The sequence below is a fragment of the Mesorhizobium atlanticum genome, from assembly GCF_003289965.1.
Classification (GTDB): Bacteria; Pseudomonadota; Alphaproteobacteria; order Rhizobiales; family Rhizobiaceae; genus Mesorhizobium; species Mesorhizobium atlanticum.
Map to the genome: position 1 here is coordinate 555,318 of NZ_QMBQ01000005.1, position 12,837 is coordinate 568,154.

General features: G+C 64.1%; 13 protein-coding genes. 3 read left to right on the forward strand and 10 right to left on the reverse strand.

The annotated features are described in order from the left end of the window. Nucleotides 1-112: 112 nt before the first annotated feature. On the reverse strand, nt 113-1,003 hold the full coding sequence (locus DPM35_RS20170; protein ID WP_112128984.1) for a LysR family transcriptional regulator: 891 nt from the start codon (nt 1,001-1,003) through the stop codon (nt 113-115). 96 nt (nt 1,004-1,099) lie between these two features. Between DPM35_RS20170 and DPM35_RS20175 the strand changes: the two genes are divergently transcribed. Next, the gene (locus DPM35_RS20175) at nt 1,100-2,095 is read left to right on the forward strand and encodes an aldo/keto reductase (protein WP_112128985.1); all 996 of its coding nucleotides are present in this window, start codon (nt 1,100-1,102) and stop codon (nt 2,093-2,095) included. 246 nt (nt 2,096-2,341) lie between these two features. Here the strand turns inward: DPM35_RS20175 and DPM35_RS20180 are convergent, their stop codons facing one another. The 9 genes from DPM35_RS20180 to infC all read right to left on the reverse strand — a co-directional run bounded on the left by DPM35_RS20180 (nt 2,342) and on the right by infC (nt 10,690). Further along, a complete protein-coding gene (locus DPM35_RS20180; RefSeq protein WP_112128986.1) occupies nt 2,342-2,944 on the reverse strand; it encodes a nucleotidyltransferase family protein in 603 nt (200 codons plus the stop codon). A gap of 39 nt (nt 2,945-2,983) precedes the next feature. Beyond that, nucleotides 2,984-5,392: a phenylalanine--tRNA ligase subunit beta gene (gene pheT / locus DPM35_RS20185; RefSeq protein ID WP_112128987.1), complete on the reverse strand. Its 2,409-nt coding sequence runs from the start codon at nt 5,390-5,392 to the stop codon at nt 2,984-2,986. Then, complete coding sequence (locus DPM35_RS20190; RefSeq protein WP_112128988.1) at nt 5,389-5,841, reverse strand: GFA family protein; 453 nt, start codon at nt 5,839-5,841, stop codon at nt 5,389-5,391. Before DPM35_RS20190 ends, pheT begins: the two co-directional genes overlap by 4 nt. After that, nucleotides 5,838-6,935 carry a phenylalanine--tRNA ligase subunit alpha gene (gene pheS / locus DPM35_RS20195; protein ID WP_112128989.1) on the reverse strand — a complete coding sequence of 366 codons (1,098 nt, stop codon included), beginning with the start codon at nt 6,933-6,935 and terminating at the stop codon, nt 5,838-5,840. Before pheS ends, DPM35_RS20190 begins: the two co-directional genes overlap by 4 nt. Before the next feature lie 160 nt (nt 6,936-7,095). Beyond that, nucleotides 7,096-7,497 (reverse strand): 50S ribosomal protein L20, encoded by a 402-nt coding sequence (gene rplT / locus DPM35_RS20200; RefSeq protein ID WP_071100686.1) that lies wholly within the window; start codon nt 7,495-7,497, stop codon nt 7,096-7,098. A gap of 37 nt (nt 7,498-7,534) precedes the next feature. Next, nucleotides 7,535-7,738, reverse strand: a complete 204-nt coding sequence (gene rpmI / locus DPM35_RS20205; protein WP_027166935.1) for a 50S ribosomal protein L35 — start codon at nt 7,736-7,738, stop codon at nt 7,535-7,537. Nucleotides 7,739-7,958: 220 nt separating this feature from the next. Beyond that, nucleotides 7,959-9,239, reverse strand: a complete 1,281-nt coding sequence (locus DPM35_RS20210; protein WP_181592079.1) for a hypothetical protein — start codon at nt 9,237-9,239, stop codon at nt 7,959-7,961. Between the two features lie 176 nt (nt 9,240-9,415). Further along, the gene (locus DPM35_RS20215; RefSeq protein ID WP_112128991.1) at nt 9,416-10,063 is read right to left on the reverse strand and encodes a methyltransferase family protein; all 648 of its coding nucleotides are present in this window, start codon (nt 10,061-10,063) and stop codon (nt 9,416-9,418) included. A gap of 90 nt (nt 10,064-10,153) precedes the next feature. Then, a complete protein-coding gene (infC, locus tag DPM35_RS20220) occupies nt 10,154-10,690 on the reverse strand; it encodes a translation initiation factor IF-3 (protein ID WP_112128992.1) in 537 nt (178 codons plus the stop codon). Between the two features lie 213 nt (nt 10,691-10,903). On the opposite strand from infC, the gene DPM35_RS20225 reads away from it, so the two are divergent. Continuing rightward, nucleotides 10,904-11,674, forward strand: coding sequence for an alpha/beta hydrolase (locus DPM35_RS20225; protein WP_112129126.1), 771 nt, complete (start codon nt 10,904-10,906; stop codon nt 11,672-11,674). A 2-nt stretch (nt 11,675-11,676) separates the two neighbouring features. Further along, on the forward strand, nt 11,677-12,819 hold the full coding sequence (locus DPM35_RS20230; protein WP_112128993.1) for a benzoate/H(+) symporter BenE family transporter: 1,143 nt from the start codon (nt 11,677-11,679) through the stop codon (nt 12,817-12,819). Nucleotides 12,820-12,837: the final 18 nt, after the last annotated feature.

Genomic DNA, 12,837 nt, shown 5'->3' on the forward strand with positions numbered 1-12,837 from the left:
GTTCAACGGGGAGAAGATGCCGGCAGGCAGATGAGGGGCAGCGCCGGCGTTTGACAGGATTTTGCGATCAACGCTGAATTGATAGCCCGCTGTAGGGGCCTCCAACGATCGCCTACCCGCCCACCTTGAAGAAGTCCACGAACGCCCTCAGCGCCGGCCGCATCTGCCGGCGGCTGGGATAATAGACGAAGAAACCTTCGAAGGACGGGCACCAGTCCTCCAGCACGCGGATCAACCGGCCGTCGGCAAGCGCCGCTTGGACATAGGGCTCGAAGACGAAGGCGAGACCAGCACCGTCGACCGCCGCCTGGGCAATCAGATGGTCCTCGTCCAGGATCAGCGGCCCTTGTGCCGCGATCTCTATTTCCTCGCCGTCCTTCTCGAATTCCCAGCGGTAAAGGATGCCGCTGGAGAAGCGGAAGCGGATGCAGCGGTGGTCGGCCAGGTCGCGCGGATGGCGCGGTTTCGGCATCGTCGCGAAATAGGATGGCGAGCCGACCACCGCGCCGCGAAGATCGGGGCCGATGCGTACCGCGATCATGTCGCGCTGCAGGCTTTCGCCGAGCCGCACGCCGGCGTCGAAGCCGCCTTCGACCACATCGGTGAAGCGATCCTCGATGACGATCTCCAGCACGATGTCGGGATAGGCTGTGGCGAAGGCGCCGAGCCTGGGCGTGAGCGTCAGGTGGGCGGCCGTGCGTGGCACGGTGAGCCGCAGATTGCCCGCCGGCCGGTCGCGCGCCTCGACCGCCGTCTCCAGCGCCAGGTCGATCTCGGACAGCGCCGGGCGCAGCCGCTCAAGCAGTCGCGCGCCTTCTTCGGTCGGCGCGACGCTGCGCGTGCTGCGCGCCAGAAGCCGCACGCCGAGCCGCGCTTCCAGGCTCGACACCGCGTGGCTCACGGCCGAGGGCGCTATGCCGAGCTCGCGCGCGGCGCCGCGAAAGCTGGCGCATTGGGCGACCGTGGCAAGCACGGCGAGCTGAGAGAGGTTGGCGCGGTTCATTGATCTATGTTTTAGAACAAGCCGTGCAAAGGAGAGCCGATTATCGAACGGACTGCAAGGCCTTATTTCCTGCCCATCGCAACAAGGAGATGCGCCATGCAAACCCGCAAACTCGGAACTGAACTCGAAGTCTTCCCCGTCGGCCTTGGCTGCATGGGCATGAGCTTCGCCTATGGCGGCCAGCCGGAGGCGGAGGCCATCGCCACGCTGCGCCGCGCCGTCGAAATCGGCGTGACCTTCTTCGACACCGCCGAAGTCTATGGTCCGTTCGAGAACGAAATCCTGCTCGGCAAGGCGCTGAAGCCGGTGCGCGACAAGGTCACCATTGCCACCAAATTCGGCTTCAAGATTTCCGAGAACGGCTCAGGCACCGACCGCATCATAGGCGTCGACAGCCGCCCCGAGCACGTCAAGGCGGTGGCGGAAGCTTCGCTGAAGCGGCTCGATACCGACGTCATCGACCTCTATTACCAGCACCGTGTCGACCCGAACGTGCCGATCGAGGACACGGTCGGCGCCATGGCCGAGCTGGTGCGCGAGGGCAAAGTGCGTGCGCTCGGCCTGTCGGAAGTGAGCGGCACGACGTTGCGCCGGGCGCATGCCGTGCACCCGATCGCCGCGGTGCAAAGCGAATATTCGCTGTGGAGCCGCGATCCGGAGGACGAGGTCTTCGCCGTCTGCCGCGAGCTTGGCATCGGTTTCGTCCCCTACAGCCCGCTCGGCCGCGGCCTGCTCACCGGCACGATTGCCAAGCCCGACGTGCTCGGCGCCGGCGACTGGCGCCTGACCCTTCCGCGCTTCCAGGCCGAGGCGATGGAAGCCAACAACGCCGTCATCGCGATGCTGGAGAAGACAGCGGCCGAGAAGGGCGTGACCCCGGCGCAGCTGGCGCTCGCCTGGGTCCTGCACCAGGGCGATTTTATTGTTCCCATCCCCGGCGCGCGGAAGATCCGCCACCTGGAGCAGAACACGGCGGCTGCGGGGATTGAGCTGAGCGCGGCGGAAGTCGCGGCGATCGGCGATGCATTGTCGCCCGACAAGGTGGTCGGCAAGCGCTATACGGAGGAACTGCTGGCGCTGGTGAATGGGTGAGCGGACGAAGGGCGCTTTGGCCTTTCGTTGAGAGGTAGGTGCGAGGCCCCCTCTCTGGCCTGCCGGCCATCTCCCCCTCAAGGGGGGAGATCAGATGTCGCGCCGGCTTTCGCTGATCGCCAACGTTGCAAAGGCAGCGCGCCGGCGCCGAAGCCGCCAATCTCCCCCCTTGAGGGGGAGATGCCCGGCAGGGCAGAGAGGGGGGCCTCGCGCCGACGTTTCTTATCTACTCTTATCTACGCACCCCTACCAAGGCAGCACGCTAATCTCCGGCCAGCACTCCCTGGCCCGCTTCCCCTTCGCCTCATGCGTCCGCTGATTATCCAGCACCCGGTTCGGCGTGATGCGAAACGAAAAGACGTCATCCAGCCCGAACGGCGCCACCAACTCCAACGCCCCGTCAGCACCGAACCGCACCCCAACCGCATGCGTCTTCGACGCAAAATAGCTCACCGATTCGCTCGAACTCGCGTATCGCGGGCATTCCTGCCCGAATTTTTGCGGATACCACAGATGCACCCGCGCCTGGTTGCGCACCTCGACCGGCAACGGCAGCCCCTCGAAATGCGCTGCTGCCCGGCGGATCACCGCATCCTCGGCCTCGTAGGAAAGGTCGGCGTCGTCGAAATAGAACAGGTCGACATCCTTGATGCCGTAGCCCGGTGGCTTGCCGGTGAGATGGTTCCAGACGCTGTTATAGAGCGCGCCGGAAACCACCAGCCAGTCCGGCAAGGCAAGTTCTCGCACCCGCGCCAGCGTCTCTGCCAACAGCGGGTCAGCCGCGACGATCCTTAGGAACGCCGCGCGCTGATCTTCGAAGGGCAGGCCGGAATAGCGGAGATGGCTCATCGCCCTTTGGAGGGCGATTCGCCACCTGCCGGCAATGCCTTATGCTCTGAGCACGCCACCCGTCTGCTTGCTGACGTTCTCGACGATGCGCTTGGCCAGCGCCTCGAAATCCTCGTCGGTCAGGGTTTTTTCGACCGGCTGGATCGAGACCTCGATGGCGATCGACTTCTTGGCTTCGCCAAGTGAGGCGCCCTCGAAAACGTCGAACACCGAAACGCCGGTGACCAGCTTCTTGTCGGCGGCAAGTGCTGCCCGCACCAGGGTGCCGGCCTCGACCGTCTTGTCGACGACGAAGGCGAAGTCGCGCTTCACCGCCTGGAAGGGCGAGAGTTCCAGCTTCGGCTTGGTGCGCGTCGGCTTGGCCTTCGGCTCCGGCACGGCGTCGACGAACACCTCGAAGCCGCAGAGCGGACCTGAAGCGTCCAGCCCGTCCAGCGTCTTCGGATGGAATTCGCCGAAAGTGCCGAGCACGGTCTTGGGGCCGAGCTTGATCGTGCCGGAACGTCCCGGATGATACCAGGCCGGACCGCCCGGCTCGATCTGCAGCCGGTCGACCGGCGCGCCACAGGCTTCCAGTGCCGCGATCGCATCCGCCTTGGCGTCGAACACGCCGACCGGGCCTGAATTGCCGGCCCAGCTGCGGCCCGAACCTTCGAGCTTCGCCGTGCCGCGACGCACGCCGGCCGCTACGCGCCGCTGCTGTTCGGGCGTGTCACCCTCATAGGTGCCGGACACCTCGAACAGCGCCACGTCGCCGATGCCGCGGTCGGCATTGCGCTGCGCGGCGGAAATCAGCCCAGGCAGCAGCGAGGGCCGCATGTCGGACATGTCGGCGGCGATCGGGTTGGCGAGTTTCAGGCCGTTCTGGCCGCCGCCGAACAGCTCGGCGTGCTTGGCCGGGATGAACGACCAGGTCACGGCCTCCATCATGCCTCGCACCGCCAGCGCTCGCTTGGCGGCGCGGGTGCGCACCTGCAGCGTGGTCAGGATCTTGCCGTTGACGGCATCATGTGAGGTGAGCGGCTGCGGCGCGATGTTGTCGACGCCGTGGATGCGCATCACCTCTTCGACCAGGTCGGCCTTGCCGTCGACATCCGGCCGCCAGGACGGCACCTTCACCTTGACGACGTCGCCCGAGCCCTGCGGCTCGAAGCCGAGGCGGGTCAGGATACCGAGGGCTTCCTCCCTCGGCACCTCGATGCCGGTCAGCCGCTTCACTTCCGACAGCGGGAAGGTGACGACTTTCGCCTTATGGCCGGCATAGCCCGCCACCTCCATCTCGCTCGGCGTGCCGCCGCAGAAATCGAGCACCAGCTTGGTCGCAAGCTCCACGCCCGGCACCATGAATTCCGGATCGACGCCGCGCTCGAAGCGATAGCGCGCATCGGTGATGATGCCGAGCGCGCGGCCGGTGCGGGCCGTGGTGATCGGGTCCCAGAGCGCCGATTCGATCAGCACGTCGGTGGTGTTCTCGTCGCAGCCCGAGTGCTCGCCGCCCATGATGCCGGCGATCGATTCGACACCATTGTCGTCGGCGATCACGCACATTTCCGGCGTCAGCCTGTATTCGCGCCCGTCAAGCGCCAGCACCTTTTCGCCGTCCCTGGCGCGCCGCACCACGAGGTTGCCGGCGACCTTCTTCGCGTCGAACACATGCAGCGGCCGGCCGCGGTCGAAGGTGACGTAGTTGGTGATGTCGACCAGCGCGCTGATCGGGCGAAGCCCGATGGCGATCAGCCGCTGCTGCAGCCATTTCGGCGACGGGCCGTTCTTGACGCCCTTGACCAGCCGGAGCGCGAAGCCCGGGCAAAGCTCCGGCGCCTCGATCGTGACCTTGACCGGGCATAGGCCTTCGCCGGCATGCGGCATGATCGCGCCGCCGGTGAGGCGGCCGAGCCCGCTCGCCGCGAGATCGCGCGCGATGCCGTAGACGCTGGTCGCGTCCGGCCGGTTCGGCGTCAAATTGATCTCGATGACCGGATCGTCGAGATGCGCGTAAGCCGCGAAGCTGGTGCCGACCGGCGCGTCCTCGGGCAAATCGATGATGCCGTTATGCTCATCGGAGATTTGAAGCTCGCGCTCGGAGCACATCATGCCATGGCTCTCGACGCCGCGGATCTTGCCGACCGAGAGCGTCACGTCGATGCCCGGAACATAGGTGCCGGGCGCAGCGAAAGCGCCGATCAGGCCGGCGCGGGCGTTCGGCGCCCCGCACACAACCTGCACCGGCGGCTTGCCGTTGCCGGTGTCGACGGTCAGCACGCGCAGCCGGTCCGCGTCGGGGTGCTGCACCGCCGTCAGCACCTTGGCGATAACGAAGGGCTTCAGGCCGGCCTTGTCGTCGACATGTTCGACTTCGAGGCCGATCGCGGTCAGCCGCTCGACGATCTCGGCAAGCGAGGCGTCGGTCTCGAGATGGTCCTTGAGCCAGGAGAGGGTGAATTTCATGGTGCTGTTCCGTTTGGTCCTTGCCCTTCGGGCCCTTGTTGATTGGGTCGGGGCACGCTGGTCTTCAGATGCCTGGGCAAATCGTCCGGCATGTGCAGGAAGGGCAGTTGCTCACGCACATAGGCATGCAGCGTCGGCTTGAAATAGGCCGGCATGTCCATGGCGCCGAGCATGAAATAGATCTTGTTGTCGAGCCGCCGGTCGACATAGGCGATCGGCGAGCCGCAGATGCCGCAGAAGGAGCGCTCCACCGGGCCGTTGCGGTAGCTTTTCAGCGACTTGCCTTCGAGCGCGACCTGATCGGCCAGGAAGCCGACAAAGGCCGACACCGGCGCCCCGCTGGCGCGCCGGCAATCGCCGCAATGGCAATAGCTGATGTGGTGCGGCTCGGCCGAGGCCTCGAACCGCACCGCGCCGCAACGGCAGCCGCCGGTGTGTGGTGCCGTCATGCAGACAGCCCCCCGAACAGCGTCGGCAGGTCGAGCGGCCGGAACCCGTAGTGGCTGAGCCAGCGCACGTCGGCGTCGAAGAAGGCGCGCAGGTCCGGCATGCCGTATTTCAGCATGGCGATGCGGTCGATGCCCATGCCCCAGGCAAAGCCCTGATACTCGTCGGGATCGAGCCCGCCGGCGCGCAGCACGTTGGGGTGCACCATGCCGCAGCCCAGGATCTCCATCCAGTCGGAGCCTTCGCCGAAGCGAACTTCGCCCGGACGCGAGCGGTCGCACTGGATGTCGACCTCGAGGCTGGGCTCGGTGAACGGGAAGAAGGACGGCCGGAAGCGCATCTTGACGGAAGGCACCTCGAAGAAGGCCTTGCAGAACTCCTCCAGCACCCACTTCATGTTGGCGACATTGGCTGTCTTGTCGACCACCAGTCCCTCGACCTGATGGAACATCGGCGAGTGCGTGGCGTCCGAATCCTGCCGGTAGGTCTTGCCGGGGATGACGATGCGGATCGGCGGCTTCTGCCGCTCCATGGTGCGGATCTGCACGGGCGAGGTGTGCGTGCGCAACAGCTTGCGCTCACCCTTCTCGTCCGGCTGGAAGAAGAAGGTGTCGTGCATCTCGCGCGCCGGATGCCCCTCGGGGAAATTCAGCGCCGTGAAATTATAGTAGTCGGTCTCGATATCCGGACCTTCGGCGATCGAGAAGCCGAGATCGCCGAAGATCGCCGCGATCTCGTCGATCACCTGGCTGATCGGATGGATGCGGCCGCGCTCGGCCGGCGACTGGCGAACGGGGAGCGTGACATCGACCTTCTCGGCGGCGAGCCGGGCGGCGATCGCCACATCCTTCAGCTCCGCCTTGCGCTGGGTGAGCGCCTCGGTGACGCGGTTCTTCAAACCGTTGATCGCCGGGCCCTTCACCTGCCGCTCCTCGGCGCTCATGGCGCCCAGCGTCTTCAGCATTTCGGAGACGGAGCCCTTCTTGCCCAGCGCCGAGACGCGCACCGCCTCGATCGCGGCCTCGTCCGAGGCCGCCGCGATCTCGGCGAGCAACGAAGCTTCCAGGGCTTCAAGATTTCCAGCGGTGGCGTTCACGGCGAGATTCTTTCTATTCGGTGGCTGGCGTCAGCGTGCGTCACGATTTTGGTTACGCGGGTGCCATTTTGGTTACGTCGGGGGCCAAAAAAGAACCCGCGCCAGCCGTGCCAGCGCGGGTTCCCCAAATCAGTACTAGAAATGCTTGGGAAGCGCTGGCTTAGGCGACAGCGCTCTCAAAAGCATTCGGCGTGGTGTTCTTCAGATATTCGAGCGCGACCTTGGCCTTGGCCACCAGCGCGGCGAAAGCCTGCGGCTCGTGGATGGCCATGTCCGAAAGGATCTTGCGGTCGATCTCGATGCCGGCCTTGTTGAGGCCGTCGATGAAGCGGCCATAGGTCAGGCCGTGCTCATGCACCGCAGCGTTGATGCGCTGGATCCACAGCGCGCGGAACGAGCGCTTGCGGTTCTTGCGGTCGCGGTAGGCGTACTGCAGCGACTTCTCAACCGCCTGCTTGGCGATGCGGATGGTGTTCTTGCGGCGGCCGTAGAAACCCTTGGCGGCTTTCAGGACCTTCTTGTGCTTGGCGTGGGCGGTAACGCCTCTCTTTACGCGTGCCATGTCATGATCTCCTTAAAACGTTGTCCAAGCCGAGGGATTAGAGGCCGTTCGGCAGAAAATTCTTGATGACCTTCTTGCCGTCCGGTTCAGCCAGAACCATCGTGCCGCGGGCATCGCGAATGAACTTGTTGGAACGCTTGATCATGCCGTGGCGCTTGCCGGCGGCAGCCGACAGCACCTTGCCGGTGGCAGTAATCTTGAACCGCTTCTTGGCGGCCGATTTGGTCTTCATCTTGGGCATTTTGCTACTCCGTATTGGTGGCGCACCATCGCGCTTCTTTTCTCGCTTCGGGCCGACCAAAGCCCGAAAAGCAAATGAAACCGCCACGGCATGCCCTGCCGGGCGGTTTTCTTGGAACGGCGGTCCTATAGATCAAACAGGGCCGGTGTGCAACACCCGAAGCTGCGCGACCTCTTCAAGTCGCAGAAGACCAGAGACCGCTAACGCAGCGCTCCATTGGTCATGGATCGCCTCGTGTGGACTCGAGATTGAAAAGGACACGTTCCAACACATATTCATCGCCGTCGAAGACGAACTCGGCGCGATCAAATCCATAGCCCCAGTGCTCTGGAGCACCCGCCACCACTTCTTTCCCATCGATGGTCGTGGTCGCGGGCAAGGCCCACACCTTGTCTCTCAATTCCTTTGTTGGTGGCCGATCGCCCAGGTAGCAATAAGCGAAGCCTCGGTTCCGTCCGTCATCGACATCGACATTTGTTGTAATTACCGACTGTAGGGTTTCATAAGCCGCCGTCCTCGCGGCCTGCTCCACAGGCCATTTGTCCTGCCTCATCGAACTGTCCGCCGGATAGAACGCGGCCGCACCCTCGGTACTGCCTCTCAGCCCTACCAATTGCACCCCGTCGCGACGCAATGCCCCGAAGTCCGGGTCCCAGAAGCCTCCGTTTATCTCAAGGGCCAGCCCATCGTCGCGGGTCTGCTTTTTCGCCTTTTTTCGCGCTTCGCGAATTTCGCTCGTAAGAGAGGCTTGCGTGGTCGTGTCCAAGAGTGTCTGGGAGATTGTCCAGTAGCGGGCAGCGTTCGATGGCCGGTACTTGCGCACGATTTCCCGCTCCGGCCCGGACAGTCTCCAGCGGGAAAAGGCGGAGCAACTTCGTCCGAACGCCGGGTAGGTTCTTGTGAGGCCCAAGAGTCCGAGTTGATAGTCATTTTGTGCCGAATGATACTGACTGCGCGTGACGATGTTCTGCGGGCCATCGGCGCGGAAGGAATCGAACTCGGCGCGCGTCGCGCGCTCGACGGTCGCCTTGTCGAAGCGCAGCACCGATTTCGGGCTCCGATAGGCGTCGTCCGTCATGTAGCCGATACCGAACGCCACGGTATCGGCATTGTCGTAGACGACCATCACCGGCAGGAAATCCGCCGGCACACCGCCGTTTGCCGTCGTGTCGCCCCGGCAGGCGTCGGGCGCGCGCACCACTACCGCCTTGTTGTCGCTCATGCGCTGGCCCCAAACGGTTGGGATCAACCCAGCCTCGTACGTCGAGGAACTGTCTTTGTAGTGGATGTTGAGGACGTTGCAGCCGACGACGATGTCATAGTGCTGCTGCTCGCCCTTATAGGCAAAGTCCACCTTCAGGCGGAAATACGTGCCACGATCAACATAGGCATCCTTGGTAAAGGACCATTGCCCCATCCGCTGGTTGGCGGTTGCCGCCACCCAAGCCAAAGCCAGGAGAATGAACCCGCCGACGGCGGCAACGGCAGTCCTCACCCTCAAGCTTTGCTCCGTGTGAAAGACATTCGCAAATGTGGTGATGCCGACCTGACGCTCGACACAGAGCACCCCTCGGCGCTTTATTTGCCGCGATCATCGCTACACCATTCGTGTAGCCAGATTATTAACATGTCCGGAAGTTAGCCCGACACTTCGACAGTGCTTCTGTCCGTCAACTCTTACGGCAATCTGAACCACACCGGCAACATCCCCGACTGCTGCGCGCCGTCGATCAGCTCGAAGGCCGGCAGCGCCACCAGGAACACCAGGCCGTCGAGCAGCGTGTTCAACAGCAGGCGCGGCTTGAAGCTGCCGGTATCGCCTTCCTGGTAGAGCCGGAGGTTCGGGAAGAAACGCGGCACCTTGGCAAGATAGGCCGCATAAGGGGCGCCGAGAACTTCCTTCAGATACCGCTCCTCGCGCAGGATGACGATGTGGAACGCGCCGGCGCACAGCAATGCAAAGAGAATGATGCCTGAAAACGAGCCGATCTGCGCGCCGACGCCGGCGGCCGCCACCGTCGAGAACAGATAGAGCGGGTTGCGGGTGATCGAATAGGGCCCGCCGGTGACCACTTCGGAGGATTTGCGCCCGCCGATATAGAGCGTCGACCACAGTCGCCCGACTATGCCGAGGAAGATCAGGAGCACGCCGAACATCTCGATCGACTCGTGCACCGGCGTGTTTGGCGGAAAAGTCGACTGGCCGAACAGAAGCGCGGCAAACAGCACCACGATCAGAACGGCCAGCACGAGGCGGCGCATATGCTGATAGCCGCCGAGACCCGGCGTTTGCCGGGCAGGCTTGGACTTGACTTCATCGGCCATGAGGAAACCCCGATCGTCGAGCGGCGATCGGATAGAAAACAGGCGTCCCGCCGATCGTCGGGACGCCCTGCACCATGATTTTGGCGGGATTTAGCGCGGCGCCAGAACCATCATCATCTGGCGGCCTTCGAGCTTCGGTTCCGCCTCGACCTTGGCGATCGTCGACACTTCCTCGCGCACCTTGTTCAGAAGCTGCATGCCGAGCTCCATATGCGCCATCTCGCGGCCGCGGAAGCGCAGCGTCAGCTTGACCTTGTCGCCTTCCTCGAAGAAGCGCCGCACGGCCTTCATCTTGGTCTCATAGTCATGGCTGTCGATGTTCGGGCGCATCTTGATCTCCTTGATCTCGATGACCTTCTGGTTCTTGCGCGCTTCGGCCGCCTTCTTCTGGTTGGCGTATTTCAGCTTGCCGAGATCGAGGATCTTGACGACCGGCGGCACCGCGTTGGGCGATATCTCGACGAGATCGAGCCCGGCCTCTTCGGCCAGCAGCAGCGCGTCGTTGATGGAAACATCGCCGCGGTTCTGGCCGTCGGCATCGATAAGCTGGACCCGGGGCACCCGGATGTCTCGGTTGGAGCGCGGCCCGTCCTTGGTGGGTGCCGCTGCTTTGAAAGGTCTGCGAATGGTCGTGGTCTCCTCGGCCGTTTCGTTCAGGGTTCAGTAAATTCAAATTGCTGGACGCGCCTATGTGGGGAGCGCGGGGCGTGAGTCAATAGCACAGCCCGGTTGGAAAATCACCTGTCCGCTTGCCTTTACCTGCACCAAGCAAAGAAATGCCGCGAGCACTTTTCGTTGAACCACCGCCTGTGTCAAAAGACCGGCGGAAAGGACAAGCCCATGGCCGCCAGCGCTCCGGTTTTCATCGATGTGGACGGATCGAGCATCGCCGTCAGGCAGGCGCCCGGCGCCGCACCCGGCGTGGTGTGGCTCGGCGGCTACAAGTCCGACATGCTTGGCACCAAGGCCGAGGCCCTCGCGGCCTGGACCGGCGGCGAGGGCCTTGCCTATCTGCGCCACGACTATTCCGGCCATGGCGAGTCGGGTGGCGAATTCGCCGACGGCACGATCTCCAGATGGCTGGCCGAGAGCCTCGCAGTCTTCCGGCGCTTCAGCAAAGGCAAGCAGATCCTGGTCGGCTCCTCGATGGGGGCGTGGATCGCGCTGCGCATGGTGCAGGAATTGCGCCGGTCGGGCGATGACCGCGTGGCTGGTCTCGTGCTGCTTGCGCCGGCGCCTGATTTCACGGTCGAGTTGATCGAACCGGTGCTGACCAAGGCACAGAAGCGCGATCTTTCGAAAAAGGGATTTTTCGCCGAGCCGTCCGGCTATTCGGACGAGCCTTATATCTACACCCGAGCGCTGATCGAGGACGGCCGCGCCAACCGGGTCATGACAGGACCGATCGACACGCACTGTCCGGTGCACATATTGCAGGGCTTGGCCGATCCGGACGTGCCGTCCAGCCATGCGCTGAAGCTGGCATCGATGCTGCCCGCCGACGATGTGACGCTGTCGCTGATCCCCGATGGCGACCATCGTTTGTCCCGTCCCGAAGATCTCGACATGCTGAAGCGCGCCGTCGCCGACATGGTGAGGCGGGCCGCCTGACCATGCGCATCTCCATCCCGATATCCGCCTTCGTCGCGGCGATCGTCGGCTTTGGCGGCACGCTGGCCCTCGTCATCGCCGCCGCCAAGGCCGTCGGCGCCACACAGATCGAGACGGCGAGCGGCGTGACGGCGATCTGCCTGGCCATGACGATCGAATGCCTGTGGCTGTCCTGGCGCACGAAAATGCCGGTCATTACCGCCTGGTCGACGCCGGGTCTCGCGCTGATCGCGGCCTCCAGCGGTTTCACGATGCCGCAGGCCGTCGGCGCCTTCATGGTCACCGGTGTCCTTCTGGTCGCCACCGGCCTGTTCAAGCCGTTGACCCGGCTGATCGCGCAGATCCCGGCCTCGGTCGCGTCCGGCATGCTGGCCGGCATCCTAGTCAGCTTCGCCGTCAACGCGGTGAAGACCATTCCCGCCGATCCCTGGCTCATCCTGCCGCTGATCGCCGCCTTCTTCGTCATCCGCCTGTTCAATCCGGCTTTATCGGTGCTGGTGGTGCTGATCGGCGGCGGCCTTGCCGCTTTCCTCACCGGTCGCGTCGGCAGCCTGCCTGTGCCGGAACTGTCGACATTGACGTTCATTGCACCGCAATTCACCGCATCGGCGATCATCGGCCTTGCCCTGCCGCTCTATCTGGTCACCATGGCCTCGCAGAACCTTTCCGGCCTGGCGGTGCTGCGCGCCGCCGGCTATCATCCGGAACCCGGCCCGCTGATCGGCGTCACCGGCCTGTTCTCGCTGCTCTCGGCGCCATTCGGCGCCGCGACCACCAATCTCGCGGCGATCTCGGCCGCCATCTGCACAGGCCCCGATGTCCATCCAGATCCGGCCGAGCGGTGGAAGACCGGGCCCTTCTATGCGCTCGCCTATCTCATCTTCGCCATCTTCGGCGCCTCGCTCGTGGCGATCTTCGCCGTCCTGCCGCAAAGCCTGATCGTGCTGGTCGCGGGGCTTGCCTTGACGGCGCCCCTGGCCAACGCGCTGTCGATAGCCCTTCATGACGCTGGCGACCGCATGCCGGCCACCGTCACCTTCGCCGTGACGGCTTCTGGGCTCACGCTCTTCGGCGTCGGCGCGGCATTTTGGGGGCTGGTTGCCGGAATGGCAGTGCTTTTCCTGGAAAAACTCAAAAAGCGATAATCATTTCAGATGCTTCGC